General features: G+C 41.3%; 22 protein-coding genes and 1 other RNA gene. 9 read left to right on the top strand and 14 right to left on the bottom strand.

Annotation, left to right across the window (positions count from 1 at the left end; translation table 11 throughout):
* Positions 1-228: 228 nt before the first annotated feature.
* The 3 genes from FTU98_RS08480 to FTU98_RS08470 all read right to left on the bottom strand — a co-directional run bounded on the left by FTU98_RS08480 (position 229) and on the right by FTU98_RS08470 (position 2,322).
* The gene (locus FTU98_RS08480; RefSeq protein WP_096902167.1) at positions 229-1,116 is read right to left on the bottom strand and encodes an alpha/beta hydrolase; all 888 of its coding nucleotides are present in this window, start codon (positions 1,114-1,116) and stop codon (positions 229-231) included.
* Complete coding sequence (locus FTU98_RS08475; protein WP_004972649.1) at positions 1,106-1,783, bottom strand: BON domain-containing protein; 678 nt, start codon at positions 1,781-1,783, stop codon at positions 1,106-1,108. The genes FTU98_RS08480 and FTU98_RS08475 overlap by 11 nt, the downstream gene beginning before the upstream one ends.
* Before the next feature lie 110 nt (positions 1,784-1,893).
* Positions 1,894-2,322, bottom strand: coding sequence for a YraN family protein (locus FTU98_RS08470; RefSeq protein WP_004972647.1), 429 nt, complete (start codon positions 2,320-2,322; stop codon positions 1,894-1,896).
* A gap of 205 nt (positions 2,323-2,527) precedes the next feature.
* Here FTU98_RS08470 and rsmI point away from each other — a divergent pair, with 205 nt between their 5' ends.
* Positions 2,528-3,370 carry a 16S rRNA (cytidine(1402)-2'-O)-methyltransferase gene (gene rsmI / locus FTU98_RS08465; protein ID WP_179991266.1) on the top strand — a complete coding sequence of 281 codons (843 nt, stop codon included), beginning with the start codon at positions 2,528-2,530 and terminating at the stop codon, positions 3,368-3,370.
* A gap of 192 nt (positions 3,371-3,562) precedes the next feature.
* Here rsmI and FTU98_RS08460 read toward each other — a convergent pair whose 3' ends face one another.
* The 3 genes from FTU98_RS08460 to ubiH form a co-directional block, all read right to left on the bottom strand.
* Positions 3,563-3,811: a hypothetical protein gene (locus FTU98_RS08460; protein ID WP_004972644.1), complete on the bottom strand. Its 249-nt coding sequence runs from the start codon at positions 3,809-3,811 to the stop codon at positions 3,563-3,565.
* 176 nt (positions 3,812-3,987) lie between these two features.
* Positions 3,988-5,238 carry an FAD-dependent monooxygenase gene (locus tag FTU98_RS08455; protein ID WP_154320491.1) on the bottom strand — a complete coding sequence of 417 codons (1,251 nt, stop codon included), beginning with the start codon at positions 5,236-5,238 and terminating at the stop codon, positions 3,988-3,990.
* On the bottom strand, positions 5,235-6,443 hold the full coding sequence (ubiH, locus tag FTU98_RS08450; RefSeq protein WP_179991267.1) for a 2-octaprenyl-6-methoxyphenyl hydroxylase: 1,209 nt from the start codon (positions 6,441-6,443) through the stop codon (positions 5,235-5,237). Before ubiH ends, FTU98_RS08455 begins: the two co-directional genes overlap by 4 nt.
* Positions 6,444-6,815: 372 nt before the next feature.
* Here ubiH and FTU98_RS08445 point away from each other — a divergent pair, with 372 nt between their 5' ends.
* Both FTU98_RS08445 and FTU98_RS08440 read left to right on the top strand, forming a co-directional pair.
* Positions 6,816-7,061: a type II toxin-antitoxin system RelB/DinJ family antitoxin gene (locus tag FTU98_RS08445; RefSeq protein WP_004970507.1), complete on the top strand. Its 246-nt coding sequence runs from the start codon at positions 6,816-6,818 to the stop codon at positions 7,059-7,061.
* Positions 7,051-7,344 (top strand): type II toxin-antitoxin system RelE/ParE family toxin, encoded by a 294-nt coding sequence (locus FTU98_RS08440; protein ID WP_180051015.1) that lies wholly within the window; start codon positions 7,051-7,053, stop codon positions 7,342-7,344. The genes FTU98_RS08445 and FTU98_RS08440 overlap by 11 nt, the downstream gene beginning before the upstream one ends.
* 79 nt (positions 7,345-7,423) lie before the next feature.
* Here FTU98_RS08440 and pepP read toward each other — a convergent pair whose 3' ends face one another.
* Together pepP and FTU98_RS08430 are read right to left on the bottom strand one after the other, a co-directional pair.
* A complete protein-coding gene (pepP, locus tag FTU98_RS08435; protein WP_154320488.1) occupies positions 7,424-8,758 on the bottom strand; it encodes a Xaa-Pro aminopeptidase in 1,335 nt (444 codons plus the stop codon).
* A 94-nt stretch (positions 8,759-8,852) separates the two neighbouring features.
* Positions 8,853-9,491: a UPF0149 family protein gene (locus FTU98_RS08430; protein ID WP_179996074.1), complete on the bottom strand. Its 639-nt coding sequence runs from the start codon at positions 9,489-9,491 to the stop codon at positions 8,853-8,855.
* 64 nt (positions 9,492-9,555) lie between these two features.
* Between FTU98_RS08430 and FTU98_RS08425 the strand changes: the two genes are divergently transcribed.
* The 3 genes from FTU98_RS08425 to ssrS all read left to right on the top strand — a co-directional run bounded on the left by FTU98_RS08425 (position 9,556) and on the right by ssrS (position 10,686).
* Entirely contained in the window at positions 9,556-10,107 is a 552-nt protein-coding gene (locus FTU98_RS08425; RefSeq protein ID WP_180051012.1) for a hypothetical protein, read from the top strand.
* Position 10,108: 1 nt separating this feature from the next.
* Positions 10,109-10,393, top strand: coding sequence for a cell division protein ZapA (locus FTU98_RS08420; protein WP_004970518.1), 285 nt, complete (start codon positions 10,109-10,111; stop codon positions 10,391-10,393).
* A 110-nt stretch (positions 10,394-10,503) separates the two neighbouring features.
* Positions 10,504-10,686: non-coding RNA, 6S RNA (gene ssrS / locus FTU98_RS08415), on the top strand.
* A gap of 47 nt (positions 10,687-10,733) precedes the next feature.
* Here ssrS and FTU98_RS08410 read toward each other — a convergent pair.
* The 6 genes from FTU98_RS08410 to FTU98_RS08385 all read right to left on the bottom strand — a co-directional run bounded on the left by FTU98_RS08410 (position 10,734) and on the right by FTU98_RS08385 (position 14,870).
* Entirely contained in the window at positions 10,734-11,135 is a 402-nt protein-coding gene (locus FTU98_RS08410; RefSeq protein ID WP_004970519.1) for a type II toxin-antitoxin system HigA family antitoxin, read from the bottom strand.
* Between the two features lies 1 nt (position 11,136).
* Entirely contained in the window at positions 11,137-11,427 is a 291-nt protein-coding gene (locus tag FTU98_RS08405; RefSeq protein WP_019836372.1) for a type II toxin-antitoxin system HigB family toxin, read from the bottom strand.
* 71 nt (positions 11,428-11,498) lie between these two features.
* A complete protein-coding gene (locus FTU98_RS08400) occupies positions 11,499-11,993 on the bottom strand; it encodes a flavin reductase (RefSeq protein ID WP_004970523.1) in 495 nt (164 codons plus the stop codon).
* 122 nt (positions 11,994-12,115) lie between these two features.
* A complete protein-coding gene (locus tag FTU98_RS08395; protein ID WP_179988915.1) occupies positions 12,116-13,144 on the bottom strand; it encodes a methionine synthase in 1,029 nt (342 codons plus the stop codon).
* Positions 13,145-13,170: 26 nt separating this feature from the next.
* Positions 13,171-14,172: a putative oxygenase MesX gene (locus FTU98_RS08390; protein WP_154320486.1), complete on the bottom strand. Its 1,002-nt coding sequence runs from the start codon at positions 14,170-14,172 to the stop codon at positions 13,171-13,173.
* 503 nt (positions 14,173-14,675) lie between these two features.
* Positions 14,676-14,870: a heavy-metal-associated domain-containing protein gene (locus FTU98_RS08385; RefSeq protein WP_004970528.1), complete on the bottom strand. Its 195-nt coding sequence runs from the start codon at positions 14,868-14,870 to the stop codon at positions 14,676-14,678.
* 149 nt (positions 14,871-15,019) lie between these two features.
* Here FTU98_RS08385 and FTU98_RS08380 point away from each other — a divergent pair, with 149 nt between their 5' ends.
* The 3 genes from FTU98_RS08380 to FTU98_RS08370 all read left to right on the top strand — a co-directional run bounded on the left by FTU98_RS08380 (position 15,020) and on the right by FTU98_RS08370 (position 19,502).
* Positions 15,020-17,491: a heavy metal translocating P-type ATPase gene (locus FTU98_RS08380; RefSeq protein ID WP_180051010.1), complete on the top strand. Its 2,472-nt coding sequence runs from the start codon at positions 15,020-15,022 to the stop codon at positions 17,489-17,491.
* Between the two features lie 58 nt (positions 17,492-17,549).
* A complete protein-coding gene (gene cueR / locus FTU98_RS08375) occupies positions 17,550-17,942 on the top strand; it encodes a Cu(I)-responsive transcriptional regulator (protein ID WP_179991269.1) in 393 nt (130 codons plus the stop codon).
* 858 nt (positions 17,943-18,800) lie between these two features.
* On the top strand, positions 18,801-19,502 hold the full coding sequence (locus FTU98_RS08370; protein WP_096902719.1) for a VIT family protein: 702 nt from the start codon (positions 18,801-18,803) through the stop codon (positions 19,500-19,502).
* Positions 19,503-19,612 lie beyond the last annotated feature (110 nt).

Raw genomic sequence — 19,612 nt, 5'->3', positions numbered from 1 at the left:
TTCGCAAGAGATGCGATGGATGTCTGATTATTTGTAGTCATAAATTTAAGTCCCCACTTGTTTCTAAGTGGGGACTAAATTAAGGCTTATAGGATGAATTCAGAAGGTGTGTTCAGCGGACGCTTACGCTATAAGTCTAATTCGCAATCTTGCATTTAAAAAACCGTTGCACCCCATAAGCTGCAACGGTTTTTTTAATTACCATTTTCCACAGAAGATCAATCAACATCACGCATCTTTAAGTGCCTGATCTAAAGCTCGCATAATTTGGCGTTTGGTCGCAAAGAAACGACTAAACAAACTCGACACCGATGCCATAACACTGACATGCCCTGTTTTTGGAATGACAATAATTTCACTATGATTGCCATATTTCTTTAATACGTGGTCGAAGTCTGTGGCATTACTTGCCCCCACAATTTGATCTTTTTCTGCCACCAATAAATAGTGTTTGACTGAATTCGGCTCCACAAAATAATACGGCATCACATCCTGATACGGCACCTCTTGATCAAAGGCATCGGCACATAGCGGATCATCCTTATAATCAAAATGATAAGGCCCTGCCAAACCAATAATCGCACGAATGTGATCTTTACAGCTTAAAGCATAGGGCTGGGGATGGTACAACAAGGACATCACATTAAATGCCCCAGCCGAATGTCCCATCAATACCACCTGTGCCGTAGAAATACCCAGTTTGTGTTGCTGCTGAGTCAAGTAATTCAGTGCAAGAGTTAAATCATCAATATAGGTGGGAAAAATATGCTGTGGCGCGAGTTGATAGTTCATCACCGCAACATCAAAGCCTTCTTTTGCAAAAGCTTCGCCCACAAAACGATAATCCTGCTTATCGCCACGTGACCATGCCCCACCATGCACAAACACCATGAGTGGACGCTGCGGGCGTGGTGTTATGGTGCGGTACAAATCCAAACGATGCCGTGCGCGTAAACCATATGCAATATTGCTTTGAACGGTATAACCCTGACGTGGCGTTAAACGGTTCAGCGCATAGCTGCCCAAATCATACAGGCGAAATTCTTCATAAATACGTTTCGCCTGTTCTAAAGTTTTATTCAGTTGTTTAAACCAGTGTTCCACATTATTGAACATGTGTCGGTTCAACCTGATCTGGGTCAATCGCGACTGGCGTTTGTGTTTCAGGCGCAACCATTGGGCTGACAAAGTTCGCATTGTTGCTCGGTTGTAGCTCAATATTATCAATCAGGGTAATAATTTTAGTGACATTGCCCACTTGTTGTAGCACTTGGTTTAAATCCTGCAATTCTGCATTGTTTAAACGTCCCATCACATACAACACACCATCTTCGGTATGAATACGCACTTTGCTGTCTGACACCACAGGTGCTTTCATAATCAAACCACGGGTATTTGCAGTAACCGTGGTGTCCTGCATAATGGTGCTATAGCTGATTTGATTACCCACTGTAATATAATTGTGGATGGTTTTTACATCACTCATGGCACGCACATTGTCTTCTGCCAACTGTTTTAAATGCGCGTCAGGCACTTGCCCTGTCAACAACACATTGCCATGAAAACTTTCTATATTGACACGTGATTGTTTAAAACGTGAATCCAGTTTATATAAATTAATTTTTGCAGTACGTTCAATAGAGTTATCTATAAACACTTGCCCAAGTGAGCGTGCACCACTTTCTGTACCCACTGGCGCAGTGCCTGTGCCACTTGAAATAAAACTTGCACAACCCGATAAACTTGCTACACACAGCAAGGTCACTGCAATACGCTTGAACACTCAGCAAGACTCCTATTATTTTCTTTCAATTCTGGCTTGTGCTGTGCATTTCATCCTTAGATTTGCACGATCAACAATACACCGACTGATGCTTTTGCTTTAAATTTCACTCAAAGATTAATCAAGTCTGCATCAAAAGTAAAAGCATTTTCAATCCATTGCAAATCATACGGGAATTTGGAAAAGTCTTGCTGTACTGTTTTTGCAAATTGCTGAGAAAAATCAAAGCAAATCACATCAAAACGACAATAATATTCTGAATAGTGTGGATATTCTGTTAAAAACTGCATGGCGGTTTTCATAATTTTACGCTGCTTAGATGCAGACACCACTTCGTAGGCTTTGCCATAGCCAGTTTGCGAACGCGCTTTAACTTCTACAAAAATCAGTTGTTCTGCTTGAATAAAAATACCATCTATTTCACCAAAAACACTGTGATAATTCTGCTCCAGCATACGCCAACCGTGTTGATGTAAATATTGCCAAGCCGTCTGCTCTGCCCATGTGCCAATGCTTTGCTGCAGTGTTTTTTGATTCATGCTATATCCGATTTTTTTTATTTTGTTATGGTGCGCAATCGTAGTATTCGCTGAAGTGCGATGACGCGAGTTTCACACGCCAGACTGCAATTCAGGTAGAATAAGCGCTTGGTCTGTAACTTGTATCAGACGCAAGCCAATACTGCTGTTGTTTCGTGTTCCATCATTTTTATTTTAGTTTGCTATTTCCCACGGAGAAAACTCAATGAGTGCCCAGTTATTTGTTGTTGCTACCCCAATTGGTCACTTAGATGATATGAGCTACCGTTCAATTGATGTGCTCAAATCGGTCAGCCTAATTGCCGCTGAAGATACCCGCACCTCTGCACAATTAATGAAACATTTTAATATTTCAACTCCGCTTACAGCCTGCCATGAACACAACGAAAGCAACAAGATTGATATTTTAGTCCAAAAATTACTCAATGGCGAAGATATTGCGCTCATTAGCGATGCAGGTACACCACTGATTAGCGACCCAGGTTTTAAACTGGTTCGTGCAGCACAAGCCAATGGTATTCGTGTGATTCCTGTGCCGGGTGCATGTGCAGCCATTGCAGCGCTCAGTGCGGTTGGCTTACCAAGTGATCGCTTTAGTTTTCAGGGATTTCTCGCTTCTAAACAGTCACAGCGATTACAACAACTTGAAAAGCTAAAAGATGAAACCCAAACCCTGATTTTTTATGAAGCACCACATCGAATTTTAGATTCAGTCAAAGATATGGCTGCCGTGTTTGGTGCAGATCGCCCTGTTGGCTTTGCCCGTGAAATCACCAAAACCTTTGAAACCATTAAAAAAATGACTTTAGGTGAATTGGCTGAATTTATCGCAGCAGATCATCATCAACAAAAAGGTGAAATTGTATTGGTGGTGGGGGGAGCGAGCGAAGAAAAAGACATGGAACAAGAAAAATTAGATCAATTATTGCAGCGTTTGTTGCAAGATTTATCGGTAAAAGCAGCATCACAATTGGCGGCTGATCTAACAGGGATTAAAAAGAAAATTGCCTATCAACGTGCGTTGGAATTAAGCCAAGCAGCTGAATAAGCCGATTGAGCAATAACAGTGATGACGATCATCGCGCATAAAAAAAAGCATCACCCTTTATACAAGGTGATGCTTTTTTATGTTGAAGGTATAAGCATTAGAGCAGCCTGCATAGTAAGCATCCCGCCCTAACTCACTCAACAGTTCAACGAATAAATTCAATCAACAAGTTCAGCAAGCACGTTCAACAGATTAGTCGCGCGCAGACTCATCTGGTGGCACTTCGGTAATTTTTCCGCCACGCGCCAAGAATGCAGCCACTTCATCTTCCAATGCCTGACGCTGTTTTAGTTTGGCAGTTACAGTGAGAGTTTCTGCTTCTGCAAGATCACCATCTACAGCACCTTCTTCTGATTCTGCTGCACCTTTTTCAGCCGCTTTCGCTTCATCTTCGTCTACAGTTGAATCTTCTACATCATCGTAATCGTTCATGTCCGTCATCTTAATCTCCCCACAAATGACTTCAATTTAGTCCAAGTGAAAACTGGTTATGAATTACGATGAAATTTAGCAATCTCTTGGCCTTTCGCATAGAGTCTAGATTAAAAAAAACGTATCTTTTTTAACCAAATTCGTAATCAGGTATGTATGACCGTACAAAAAACGACTGTTTTGCTTTAAACCGCGTAGCGTGTGTCTTTAAGCAGGCTTAATCCACTGGCTTGTGACATAAAGGCATCTTTTAACGCAGGCAGCTGCTCCACCTGTTTTAAACCAAAGTTACGTGCCCACACCACAGGGAATAAAGTGGTGGTTTCCATCCAGCCAATCGCAGACATACTATGCATCATGGCATCATTTTGTCCTTTACGACGATGCTCGTAACGCTTTAAAGTTTGCTCATGCGCCCAAACACCACGTTTGAAATCATGCAACAACACATCGCACAGTACGGCTGCATCCAGACAACCAATATTCACGCCCTGCCCTGCAAGCGGATGAATTACATGCGCGGCATCACCAATAAGTGCCAAACCATCTTGCACATAACGCTGCGCTGCACGTGCTTTCAGTGGGAAAATAGCACGTGGGGTTGCCTCTAAGACTTCCCCAAGCATGTGATGACTTTCACGAGTCAAAAGTTGGGTAAAGTCGTCATCATTCAGTTTGGCATATTCTTCGGCATAGTCATCAGGCAAAGTCCAAACAATCGACTGCCAATGCCCTTCCTGCTCGGCGTGTAAACTTGCCATCGGTAAATAGGCCAAAGGACCAGTTTCTAAGAAAATTTGACGTGCAACATGCTGATGCGGCTGCGCAGTACGAATTGCACAGGTTAGACCTGCCTGACGATAATCCAACACATCAAAATCAATAAAGGCTTGTTCGCGCACAAAGGAGTTAGCACCATCTGCGCCAATGACTAGCTTAGTCTGTAATTGTGTACCATCGGCCAAATAAATGTGCCAAACGCCAACACCACGCTCTAAACGGGTCACTTTGACTTGCGTTCGATAATCTTGCACTTGTTGCAACATTTGCTGCTGAATCGCTAGATTTAAAATGCTTGGCTCGACCATTGAACCCAGAGCCTGCTCAATAGCGGGTGTACGTTCGTTACTTGCCCCAAAGTTAATTTCGCCATAGCCATTTTTATTCCAAACCTGCATGCCGCTATACGGCATATGTCGCGCCAGTTTAGACCAGACATTGACTGTTTTTAACAGGTGGATGGTGGCCTGACTTAAAGCCAATACACGCGGATTGGCAACTGCAAGGGTTTTCTCTGCATCTAAAATAGGTGCGGCATCTAAAACTGTAGCCTGCACACCCCCTTGTGCCAATAAAAGTGCAGTTAAGCCTCCCACCAAGCCGCCACCAATAATGACGACATCTAACACTTGCGTTTGTTGATTTGCTGTGATCATGCTTTTAACCCCATGGCATAATTGGCGACCAAAGGTTTAATGCCTGGAATGGTATCAAACGCGACTAAGCCTGTATTACGCATAAATTTCAGGATTGGGTTTTGATTGCTAAATCCACGTACCACGCTGTCACAGAATTTAATGACTCGCTGTTGATCTTTCAAACGCGATTGTTCATAGTCACGCAGCATTGCAGCATCGCCTAAATCTGCTGACTGTGCCGCCTGTTCGGTGAGATAACGCAATAATACGTAAGCATCTCGCATACACAAGTTAAAGCCCTGCCCTGCGACTGGGTGAATGGTATGCGCTGCATTACCCATCAGTACAACGCGACCAACCGCCTGTTTTTCTGCCAGAACTTGTGACAATGGAAAACTAAAACGACGTCCTGTTTTTTCAAACTTCCCTGCACGATCACCATAGGCTTGTTGCAAGGCATTTAAAAAGTGTTGATCATTTTCATCGCCAATCCATTCATGTTCTGTACCTTTTGGCACAGGCCACACCACAGAACGGCGATATTCACCTGGCAAGGGCAGCAACGCCAAAGGCCCTAAGTGACTAAAACGCTCAAAACCCACATGCGCATGCGGCTTGGAGGTTTGCACTGTGGTCACAATCGCTACTTGGTCATAATCATGTTCCGATGCACCAATGCCCAAGGCTTTACGGCAGAAAGAATCACGACCATCGGCAGCAATCAGTAGTTTGGCAGCAAGCTGTAATTGTTCCTGACCACGTACCGCTTCAATATAGGCAAAATCTGCATCTTGTTTAAGACTGGTGACCTGCACACCATCAATCAATTCAATCAAAGGTTGTTTACGTACTTCGGTCAACAACACTCGACCTAACCATGCATTTTCAATCACCTGACCAAAGCTTTCGACTTTTTCTTGTTCGGCCAATAAACGTGCCTTGCCAAAACTATCTTGTTCGGTAATTTGAACTTCTAAAATAGGCGTAGCATGTTCTTGCAAGGCATCCCATAAACCTAGCTCTTGGTAAATTTGTACGCTGCGACGCGACAAGGCACTGTTACGTGCATCAAAACTGGAATGATACGGCGCAAGGCTGGCATCGTCATAATTGGGGTATTGAATCGCTTCTAGCAACTTCACTGCAATGTTTGACTTAGCCAACATCAAGGCTAAGCTTAGCCCGACCATACCACCGCCTACAATGATCACTTCTTGTTGCATGCCTTGATCCTTTTTATGAGGTATTCGACTTCAAAAGATTCAATCGAAATACGTATAATCTGTAATGGATTTTATCTTACCGCAAAGTCATTTATTTTTATAATGAATTAGTGTTGAAGCTATGGAAGATGATTAGACTTCTTGCAAATGTCCAATTCAAACTATAATTATTAGTCCCTCATCTTCTTGCTCCGAGCCATGTATGACACAAGAGAAGATAAATTCAATACTTAGTATTATTGATGGCTGATGATTGATTTTAGAATAAGCTCAACGATAAAAATGATCTCACATAATGGTTATTATACAAACTATCTTTGTAATGCATATTGCATTACAATATTTCCATACATTCAATAACTGAGAGAAGTGATGGCTACTGTTAATTTCAGGGTCGATGAAGCCCTTAAAGAAAAATCTTATTCAATCCTTAAAGAACAAGGTATCTCACCTACCGATTTCTTTACCAATATTCTTGAATATGTGGCAACGACTGGAAAGCTTCCAGTACAGAAAGCGTTGCTTTCAGAAGAAGATGCTGAACTATTGGCACTTGTCCGTAAACGCATGAATGATCCTAAAGAGATGTTCGAGGAAGTCACATTAGATGACTTATAATCTTTTACGTCATAAGGACTTCACTGCAGAATGGGAAAAGCTTCCGAGTGCTATCCGCGACCAATTCAAGAAAAAATTAGCCAAAGTCATTGAGCAGCCACATATTCCAAAGAACATGCTTAAAGGTGATCTTGCTGGCTGCTATAAAATCAAATTATTAAAAACGGGTGTCCGACTTATTTATCAGGTCAAAGATGATCAGGTCGTTATTTTGCTCATTACCGTTGGAAAGCGTGCTGATAACATTGTTTATGATGAAGCAAAAAAGCGGATCAAAGACTAAAAATTATTTACATACTCAAAATTTACACGCGCTTTCTAATAAAAAAGCTGATCACTTGACCAGCTTTGATTAGACCCAATTAAGCAGATTTAGCTTTTGCCATCAATGCTTCAATCTCTTCTACGGTTTTCACCACTTTTGAAGTCAGATTCAATGGCCCGTTCGCAGTCGCAACAATATCATCTTCAATACGGATACCTATACCACGCCATTTAGCATCTACCGTTTCATCATCGGGTGCAATGTATAGACCCGGTTCAACGGTCACCACCATACCTTCTTCATAAACACGCCAGTCTTCACCGTGTTTATAGCTGCCGACATCATGCACATCCATGCCCAACCAATGCCCTGTACCGTGCATATAAAACTGGCGATAACTTTCCGAAGCAATAATTTCTTCTAAATTGCCCTGCATAATGCCTAGATCAAGCAAACCTTGCACCAAAATACGCACCGCAACATGGTGTGGTTCTTTATAGGAGTTACCAATTTGTACAGCTTCAATTGCTGCAATTTGCGCATCCAATACAATGTTATACAGTGCTTTTTGTTCTGGACTGAATTGACCATTCACGGGAAAAGTACGGGTAATATCTGAGGCATAGCACTGATATTCACAGGCTGCATCAATCAGGACTAAATCGCCATCTTTAAGCACTTTGTCATTTTCGACATAATGCAAAATGCAGGCATTTTCACCACCACCGACAATACTGTTATAGGCAGGTACGCAGCCATTTTTACCAAAAATATAATTCAGTTCAGCTTCTAGCTCATATTCCATCATGCCTGCTTTTACTGTTTGCATGGCACGAGTATGTGCTTCTGCACTAATATTTGAAGCAATTTGCATCAGTTCCAATTCAGACTCAGTTTTATGCAAACGCATTTCATCCAGCAAACGATCTAACTGAACAATTTTGGCAGGTGCAGTATTGCCTTGACGATGTTGTGCATCAGCTTGTTGGTTCCATGCCGCAACACGTACATCAAATTCAGTCTGATGCCCCAAGCGATAGTACAACGTGTCTTTATTGACAATTTTGGCGATGATTTCTGCATCTAATTGCGCAATTGCAAAAGACTCATCTGCCTCAAACAGCTCAATTGCACCTTCTAAACCTGCGCGATAACCATTCCAGATTTCCATTTCACGGTTACGTTCACGGCAGAACAACGTGTAGGTATAACCTTCATCAATTGATTCATAGGTTTCAATCACCGCAACTGCTTCAGGTTCAGCAAAACCTGTTAAATAGAAAAAACTGCTGTCGGCACGATATTTATAATCTGCATCACGATTACGCATTGCCACAGGACTGGTTGCAATAATTGCGACACTATTGGGTCCCATCAGTTCTGCAAGTTGATCACGACGTTCTTTAAATTCGACTTGAGTCAGTTTTTTCATAAATACGGTCTACATATATAAAATGATGAAAATATGATTGTTGTAATGACTTAAAGCACCTTACACCGACTTAACTTAGGCACACAACGCCCGATTAACTCGGACGGTGTGGCGTAAACATTTCAACAACAGCACTTGCGTTTTGTGTTGTTTGTACGGTTTGTTGACGCGACTTAGCATGTAAGTTTTGCAATAAAGAGCTTTCTTCTACAGGCACTTTTTTACGTCCTACAGATAAACTCACAGGAATCAAACGTACAAATTCATACAATTCCTGATAGCTTTCTTCGCCTTCTTCATCATTGTCTGAATCTTCAAATTCAACCGCAGCGACATCTTGTAAATGCTCAATCAGTTCGATTTCATCTGAACGAATATGCCCAGAAGCTAAACCAAACCCAAGCACGACGCCTGCACACCAATCCGCCAAAGCTTGCACACGTTCTTGTAAAAGATGTTCATCATCTGGCAACAACGGCAAATAATCCAACTCATCTTCAGACAGGGCATGTGCGACATCTTCTGATTCATCGGTTAAAAGTGAGAGTGCGGCTGGCTCTAATTCTGGCACATTTAAAGTTTCTAAAATCTGCTGCCATTCGGTTTCGGTTGGTGCATTTGTCACACAAACTATACCTGTCAGCAAGCCATGTAACTCACTTGGGCTTGAAATTTCTTCAATGTTAGAAAAATTGCGGAACCATTCCGACCAACCTGAAATATCGTCTTGCATTCGTTTATCCAATCTCTATACTTCGTATATATTACCTTTGTTTGCAATACTGTGCGACCACGATATGTTAGAAGAATTACAGCGTCTACAAGCGTATATTGGTGTTTTAAAAACACGAATTAATCATTATGAAAGTGAAAATGCCGCCCTCAGCACAGCCAAGCAAACTGCTGAGGAACAGCATAATGCTCAAATTGTTCAAAGAAACGGCATCATTACTGCCAAGCAAGATGAAATTGAGAATTTGACTGAGCAATTAAGCAGCACGCAAGCGCAATTACAGCAGTTAAATCAAGATGCGACAGCATTGGCAGATCGTTACAGTCGTTTGGAAAAAAGCTGTACTGATTTGAAAAACCGCTTTCAGGAAATTTTGGCTGAACGCAATGAATTACGCATTTTAAAAGAAAAAATGCTGAATGATCAGCGTTTAAATCAGCACGAAATTCAGACACTCAAACAAGAACGTGAAAGATTGTTACAAAAAAATGAGCATGCAAAAGCCAAAGTGGAAGCCATTATTCAGCGTCTTGCAATTTTAGGTACAGCTCAAGATCATCATGCGCAAGAAATTCAACAACTTGCCCACCCTGCCGAAGTGAGCGAGGAAGGTTAATATGTCAGTTCAAATTCCAATTGATTTACGTGTTTTAGGACATAGTTTCCGTTTAGCCACAACTGAAGAAAAAAGAGAAGATTTAGAGCGTGCGGCACAATTATTGAATGAACGCTATGATGAGTTTCGTCGTAAAGCGCCCAATATGGAACCGAGCAAACTGATTATTGTGGTGGCTTTAGAGTTGATGCAAGAGGTTCTTTCTATGAATAAATCTTTGCAGCATTATGAGCATTGTGAGCGTTTACTCAGCACCATTTTGCAAGAAGTTGAAGCCCTTACTTAAGTGGTGTTTTTTTGACTTAAGTTTGCATAAAGGCTATGCAAACAAGCTCTATCTTTATACTTAATTCGTGAACATGAGTTGCCAAGCAACTGAGATGGGTTATACTAATTCTAACTCTGAGGTGTTCGCCAGCGAGTCTATATCCCTGCCGATACTTTAATCTTAGGATTGTGTTCTGCATATTTAGAGCGTATGCCCATCTCGTATGGGAAACCCAGCAAGTATGCGTCGCGTCCGCCTTGAACTTTTTCGGGTTCAGGGTAACGACATGCAGCGGCATCTTCGGAGCTATTTATTTTTAAATATCTAAAAATAAAATGTCTAAAAAATATAAAATCGTTTAGAAAAATGTATCAGCAGAAACCTTAAACCGCTCAGACAGCGCTTTAATATGACGAATATTCAACTGGCGTTTGCCGCTTAAAATCTCCGAAATCACAGATTGAGTTGCAACCTCTGCCAAGTCAGATTGACCTAATCCATGTTGCGCCATCAAAAAAGCTAAAGCAGCACGACCATCTCCATGAGGAATAGGCAGGTGTTCATTTTCATAAACAGAAACCAAGTCACCGAGTTGATGAATCAGCCCCATTAAAGGATGCGTTTCATCATCACCAACAATATCTAAAAGCTCATCTAAAGCCTCGACAAGTGCATGAAAATCTTTTTCATTTTCTGGTTTACTCAGCAAAGGAGCAACGTAGTGCCAGTGATCTACAGCCTGTTTAATCATTGCGTTCATACTAATCCTCCTTCCAATGACCTTTGTCATATTCTTTATGGGATAACACATGACGAATATACACACGCTTTGCCTGATACATCACAACAGCAATAAGTCGAATCTTATTCCCACCAATATCGAATACATGAAACTTTCCAACTTTATCAACTGCTGGAAATAACTGCTTCATTTCGGCAAAGTCTTTCGGATCATTTGCCTTAATAATTCGATACCAACCATCGAGTGCTGTTTCAGCCTGTGGCCACTTGTGCATTGCCTCTATAATTCTAGCGTGGGTGATCACATGCATAATATTTTATCGCATTTTGCTATAAATCAAGTATAAACTGATTATCGCATATTGCAATATTTTATAGCGAATTAAACAAACTCAGTTTCACCAACTTGATGATAGTGACGATTAAAATAAACCAACGCCTGATCTTGTTGATTTTTTTGAATAGCAACAATTGGGCAAATAAAAATAGTATGCGTCCCCACTTCTTGAATTTGTGAAATTTCACAATCAAAACTGACCAATGCATTTTTTAATATAGGAGCACCTGTTTCCAAAGCTGCCCATTCAGCCTGCTTAAAACGCTCATCGGAACTCAATTTTGATGAGGCAAATGCATTAGAAAGATGTTCTTGTTCTGCATTTAGCACATTCACACACAGCACTTTATTCTCTAAAAAACTGAGATGAGAACGCGATGATTTGTTCATACACACCAATAATGTTGGCGGTGTATCTGTCACGCTACATACCGCAGATGCAGTAAAACCATGACGTCCTGCATCTCCCATTGTCGTCACTACATTGACTGCACTTGATAAGAAAGACATTGCATTTTTGAAGTCTGTTGCTTTAACCATCACCGTATTCCAACACTCAACTTTTTTAGAAAGTTCAAAGGATGCTTTTTGCCTGAAAAAGCATCCCTGATTCACTTAACTTAAATTCACTTGGCTTGAATTCACTTCGCCTGATCGAACGCTTAACTAGATAATTCTTGGCGAATAATCTTCGTACCAGCAGCCAAAGCCTGTAACTTGCCTCGTGCAACCTGACGACTCAATGGTGCCATTCCACAGTTAGTCGATGGGTACAACTTGTTAGCATCGACAAATTGCAATGCTTTGCGCAATGTATCTGCAACTTCATCGGCTGTTTCAATCGTATTCGTTGCGACATCAATCGCACCCACCATCACCTTTTTACCACGGATAAGTTCAAGCAAATCCATCGGAACACGTGAGTTGTGACATTCCAGTGAGATAATATCCAAATTAGACTGCTGTAGTTTTGGGAAAACTGCTTCGTATTGACGCCATTCTGAGCCGAGTGTTTTTTTCCAATCGGTATTGGCTTTAATGCCATAGCCATAGCAAATATGCACGGCTGTTTCACATTTCAAACCTTCTAACGCGCGCTCTAATGTTGCCACGCCCCAGTCATTCACCTCATCAAAAAACACATTAAACGCAGGTTCATCAAACTGGATGATATCCACGCCTGCTGCTTCAAGTTCACGCGCTTCCTGATTCAGGATTTTGGCAAATTCCCACGCCAGTTTTTCACGGCTCTTGTAGTGCGCATCGTATAAAGTATCAATCATGGTCATAGGACCAGGCAGCGCCCATTTGATGGGTTGATCTGTCAGTGAACGCAGGAATTTGGCATCTTCAACAAAGACTGGTTTTTGCCTAGAAACTGCACCCACCACAGAAGGGACACTGGCATCATAACGATCACGAATTTTGACTGTTTCACGTTTTTCAAAATCGACACCTTCAAGGTGTTCAATAAAGGTGGTGACAAAATGCTGACGGGTTTGCTCCCCATCACTCACAATATCAATCTCTGCTTGCTGTTGTTCATGCAGTGATAGACGTAGCGCATCTTGTTTTGCGTCCAGTAATTCTTGCCCTGTTAATTTCCAAGCTGACCAAAGCTTTTCAGGTTCTGCGAGCCACGAAGGTTTAGGTAAACTGCCAGCCGTTGAGGTCGGTAATAAAATAGCCATTTTGAATCTTCTATCTGTATTTTAAGTTAAGCAACACGTTCTTGATTGGCAGCATGTAGCGGCACGAACTTGGCAGCCCATTGTTCAAGAATATCTTGATAAGGCTTGATAAAGTTTTCTTCAGTCCATTTGCCCTGCTTGACTGCCAACTGACCTCGCTCAACACGGTCATATACAACTTGGGTTAATGAATAATCCTGATAATTCAAACTTGGCTGATAGACCTCGCCTGCAGGTGAGTTGGTGTTATAAATTTCAGGACGATAAATTTTCTGGAAACTTTCCATAGTACTGATGGCACTGATCAACTCAAAATCTGTGTAATCATGCAGTAAATCGCCAGAAAAATAGAACGCAAGCGGTGCATTGCTATTTTCAGGTTTGAAGTAACGCACGGTTAAACCCATTTTTTCAAAATAGTCATCGGTTCTTGAATATTCATCATTTTTATATTCTGTACCTAAGACAGGATGCACATTGGTCGTACGATAATAAGTTTTTGTGGTTGATACGCTCAGGCAAATCACAGGTTGTTTTTGAAACTCAGCTTGGAACACTGCTGAACTGACCAAATGCTGATAAAGCTTGCCATGTAAATCACCAAAACTTTCAGGCTTTTCATTTACTTTGCAGCCTAATGCTGGCAAGACCACACTAAAATCATAATCACGAACATACGATGAAAAACTGTTGCCAATCATGCCTTCAATACGTTCATTTGTTTGATGATCTGTGATCGTACTTTTTAGCATTTCAATGAATGGAAAAGTTTTGCCATTTCCTTCAATATCAATTTCTGCAGAAATAATGTCGATTTCAAGCGAATAACGATCACCTTTTGGGTTATCGCAAGATGCCAGCGAGTTAAAACGATTATTGATCATCGCTAAAGTTCTGCGTAAATTTTCCTGACGGCTTTCACCACGCGCCAAATTTGCAAAATTGGTGGTTAAACGCGTGTTGTTAGCAGGTTCATAGTTTTCGTCAAAACGAATACGTTTAATTGAACAGGTGAATGGCTTTGTCATGATGATCTACTACCCAAATTTAAAAAGTTAAAATTTCTGAATGAGGGTATTTATACTGGAACGACAAAGTGAATAAAAATGATTTAACCTCAGTCCAAAGTGAATTTTATTCACCTTAATTTAAAATATGCAGCAAAACATCTAAAAATGATGGTTTTTCTGTTATCCCTTAAATTTAAAAATTAAAATAAATATTTCAATAACAACAAGTTAAAACCAAAAAATATTTTTATTCCGATAAATATTGAAGAGTATATTTTAGAGGACAGCACATAGTTCATTCAGCAGATTTCAGCCCTGAATGAATGAAACTCAGCTTGAAGTTAGAAAATCTCAGCTTCTGATTGGCTTGGTTTAGCATCTTCGTGATCAAAATGTATTCAGTTGGTCACATCAAAAAACAACGAGAAAAAATCGGCAGGCAAAAAAATAGGTCAATTCGTCAGTTGACCAATTGACCTTACGATAAGCTCACACATTGGAGCTTCTTAGATGATGCAGTTTTATTGAACTTGTGCAGGAAAATCATCTTCTGCCAATGCAGCCGTAATTTGATCTACAGTTGCAGTGCTTTCCACGGTCACAATTTTAGTCGCTAAATCGACTTCAACTTTTGCAGCAGGATCAACATCTTGAATGGTTGCCGTGACACCACGTGCACAACCGCCACAAGTCATATTTTCAATCAATAGTTTCATTGCGAACTCCACACTTCTGCCTTTGTTGAACTGTAGTTTAAAGCTTACCATGCTGGCAAGGTCAAGCCTATTTTGGGCTAAAATTTACTTGACCTTACCATCGTGTCAATCTATATGCTAAACACATCCTCCAAATTATAGAGACGACCATGGACGCAAAACACCCAAATGCCTCTCCCTATCAGGAAACTTTGTCTATAGAAGGCATGACCTGTGCCTCATGTGTCGGGCGTGTCGAAAAAGCCTTAAAAAAAGTCGATGGTGTAGAAAAAGCTGAAGTGAATCTTGCAACAGAAAAAGCACTGATTCACGCATCGCAACCTTTAGACCGTGCACTGCTCATTAAGGCAGTGCAACGTGCAGGTTTTGATGTAGCTGCCATTCAACCAATAGAACTGTCTATTGATGGCATGACCTGTGCCTCGTGTGTAGCACGTGTCGAAAAAGCCTTAAAGAAAGTGTCTGGTGTAGAACAAGCCAATGTCAATTTGGCGACTGAACGCGCATGGATTCAACCGAATGCCACAGTTTCTAGCCAAGACCTGATTCGAGCGATTCAAAAAGCAGGTTATGACGCCAAACTGCTGCAACACGACTCTAACGAACAACACGATAAAAAGAATCTGGAACAGCAACAACTGAAACGTGATTTAGTAATTTCACTGATTTTAGCCTTGCCTGTATTTATTCTGGAAATGGGCTCACACATGATTCCCGCCTTTCACATGTGGGTGATGCACAATATTGGGCAACAACAAAGTTGGTTGATTCAATTTGCTTTAACCACATTGGTGCTGCTGTTACCAGGACGTCGTTTTTATCAAAAAGGGATTCCAGCGCTGTTACATTTTGCGCCTGATATGAACTCTTTGGTGGCGGTAGGAACTTTGGCTGCATACAGTTTTTCATTGGTGGCAACGTTTATGCCGCAGCTTTTACCCGAAGGCACAGTGCATGTTTATTATGAAGCTGCGGCAGTGATTGTCAGTTTGATTTTGCTGGGTCGTTATTTTGAAGCCAAAGCCAAAGGTCGCACCTCGCAAGCCATTCAGCATTTAATTGGCATGCAAGCCAAAACTGCACATATTCATCGGGATGGTCAAATCATTGAAGTACCTGTGGCAGAAGTCAGTTCCAATACCATTGTCGAAATCCGCCCGGGTGAACGTATTCCTGTAGATGGTGAAGTAGTCGAAGGTCATAGTTATATAGATGAATCGATGATTACAGGTGAACCTGTTCCTGTGGCAAAACAAGTGGGCAATCAAGTTGTAGGCGGTACCATCAACCAAAATGGCACACTAAATATTCGTGCTACTGCCATTGGTGAAGCTTCGGTGTTGGCGCAAATTATTCGTATGGTCGAACAAGCGCAAGGCTCTAAATTACCTATTCAAGCCTTGGTGGATAAAGTGACCATGTGGTTTGTACCTGCCGTGATGTTATTGGCTGCACTTACTTTTATTGTGTGGTTTATTTTTGGCCCAGAACCTACCCTAACCTTTGGTTTAGTCAATGCAGTCGCTGTTCTAATTATTGCCTGCCCATGTGCGATGGGTTTAGCCACACCGACTTCAATTATGGTGGGAACAGGTCGTGGCGCAGAAATGGGCGTGCTGTTTCGTAAAGGCGAAGCTTTGCAGCTTTTGCAAGATGTTAAAGTGGTCGCGGTGGATAAAACAGGAACGCTCACCGAAGGCAAACCAACATTAACCGATTTTCATGTGCAATCAGGTTTTGATGCAGATCAGGTCTTTGCACTTTTGGCATCGGTAGAAGCGAAGTCTGAGCATCCTATTGCATTGGCGATTGTGCAAGCCGCAACAAAAAAGCAAGTCAATTTACTGCCTGTGACCGAGTTTGACAGCATCACAGGTTCAGGTATTGAAGCAGGGGTGGATGGTCAGCGTATTCAGATTGGTGCAGACCGCTATATGCAGCAAATTGGGCTAGATGTTAGCGCTTTTAACGCAGAAGCTGCACGTTTAGGACAAGAAGGCAAAACACCCATTTATATGGCGATTGATCAACAACTGGCAGCCATTGTTGCCGTTGCAGACCCAATTAAAGACACGACTTTTGCTGCTATTGCGGCGTTGCATCAACTGGGTTTAAAAGTGGCGATGATTACGGGAGATAACCGACATACGGCTCAGGCAATTGCTGCACGTTTACAGATTGATCATGTGGTGGCCGAGGTTTTACCTGAAGGCAAGGTCGATGTTGTACGTGAATTACAACAGCAATTTGGACGTGTGGCTTTTGTGGGTGATGGTATTAATGATGCCCCTGCTTTGGCACAAGCCGATGTTGGAATTGCGATTGGTACAGGTACAGATGTTGCGATTGAAGCAGCCGAAGTTGTATTGATGTCGGGCAATTTACAAGGTGTGCCCAATGCAATTGCTTTGAGTAAAGCCACTATCCGCAATATTCGTCAAAATCTGTTTTGGGCATTTATTTATAATATTGCCTTGATTCCAATTGCTGCAGGCGTGCTATACCCGTTTGCAGGTATTTTGCTCTCGCCTATTTTTGCTGCAGGCGCGATGGCATTATCTTCAGTGTTTGTATTGGGTAATGCGCTCCGCTTAAAATATTTCCAAGCAGCACAGGTTTAAATGCAACACACAAAGGGTTTAGAAGATTGTTCTACGCCCTTTTTATGAGAGAAGTCACATGAATATTGGTCAAGCCTCTAAGCTATCGGGTATTTCCAGCAAAATGATTCGTTATTATGAGCAAATTGGTTTGCTGGATAGCGCCAAACGCTCTGCTTCGGGTTATCGGATTTATTCTGAGCAAGATTTAAAAACTTTGTCTTTTATTAAGCATGCACGGGATTTGGGTTTCTCTTCTGAGCAAATGAAAGAATTGCTAGGTTTATGGAAAAATGCTGACCGACAAAGTGCAGAAGTAAAGCAGCTCACACTTAAACATATTGAAACCTTAAAACAGAAGATTGCGCAATTACAGGAAATGGCGAACTGGCTACAAAGCTCTGCAGATCATTGCTCTGGGGATGAGCAGGCAGATTGTGTGATTTTGAAGGATATTGAGTTGGGGAAGTGATTTGGAATTAAGCCTCCCCCATTCAAACAAGACCTGACAGTTATCCACTTGTTAGAAACCATTGTTGTATCTGTCAGCTTAAATTTGACTTAGGAAATCTACATCCCTATCTTTTTTAATACATAGCATAAAAAAAATCACACTTTGGGGAAGTGTGGGGGGAAACTTTGAATATCTGTTACTTTATGGGAGCGTATTATATATAAAAACAATTTGAATTAGTGAGCATTCTATATAATTTACGAGATAAATTTAACACTTTTTAAGAATCTCTCCAATAAACTGCACAACAATCAAGTTTTAGCACTATTCATTACGCATATTTTAGCGCGGTAATTCATACCCTTTTTCATTAATTAAACGAACCGCAGCATCACAGACTTCTGCATCATAAATTGTACCGTGTCCACGTATGACTTCTGCAAGTGCGACATCTACCCCTAATGCGAGGAGAAATAAATGACTTTAAGTCAAATACGTCTGGCGATACTAAGTCACGAGATAATTTAGGCATACTTTACCCTGCACCCAACCGATGAATGGTTTTTAGACTGACTTCGCTCACTACAGGTACGACAATATTCTGAAAAGACATCACGATATTTCCTATTTACTTGCAAGCCTGATTGAATCAATCTCTTTTATCATCTTACAAGCTATTGATCATTTTTTAAGGCATTTAAAGGTTGAAATTTAAGGAAATTTTATAAAAAACTCCAAGCTCAAACTCAAAAACCACATTACGACTTCATCTATTTTGTGAAATACCTCTCATTTTTAAACGATAAATTTTTTAGAATGATTTATGCTATATCACACATCAATAAACGAAAATTGAATAACAAGAGAGTTTGATCTATGCCACATTCTTACCACCTCGAAAAACACTATATTGAACGGTCTGGATGGTTACGTGCTGCAGTATTGGGTGCGAACGATGGGATCATTTCTGTGACCAGTTTGGTCGTGGGGATGGCAGCCAGTGGTGCATCTTCTCAAACATTGTTAATTACCTGTATTGCAGGCTTAATTTCGGGCGCTGCTTCTATGGCAGCAGGTGAATATATTTCGGTGAAATCTCAACAAGACATTGAACAAAATGACCTTGCGATGGAAGCACGCGAATTAAAACTCAATCCAGAGCATGAGCTAAAAGAACTCACCAATATTTATATGATTCGCGGTTTAGATGCCGAATTGGCAGAACAAGTCGCCATACAACTGACTGCACACAATGCTTTAGATGCCCATGCCCGTGACGAAATTGGTATTTTAGAACACACCTCAGCGCAGCCATTTATGGCAGCTTTTTCGTCGGCATTGGCATTTACTGTAGGTTCATTATTCCCGTTGGTGTCTATTTTACTCTTACCTGAACATCTGTTAGACAAAGGCGTAATGTTGGTTGGTGTAATTAGTCTAGGGGTTATGGGTGCGCTTGCCAGCTATGTCGGTGGTGCAAGTATGTGGAAAGGCGCATTGCGTGTCATGATCTGGGGTATTGTCGCCATGGTATTCAGTGCGTGGATTGGTTCAATGTTCCATGTCGCTGTGGCTTAAAAAATCTAGGAAATTCAGTGTAAATCTCTGCCCTATCTTTGGATAAAAATATATTCAGAGATAGGGGGAAACTTCAGAAATAGCGTGAATGAGCAGCTTGCCCATACAAA

Source organism: Acinetobacter sp. YH12211, from assembly GCF_013418015.1.
In the GTDB taxonomy this organism is placed as follows: Bacteria; Pseudomonadota; Gammaproteobacteria; order Pseudomonadales; family Moraxellaceae; genus Acinetobacter; species Acinetobacter towneri.
The sequence above is the reverse complement of the archived record's forward strand: the minus strand, read 5'-3'. Positions and strand labels throughout refer to the sequence as shown.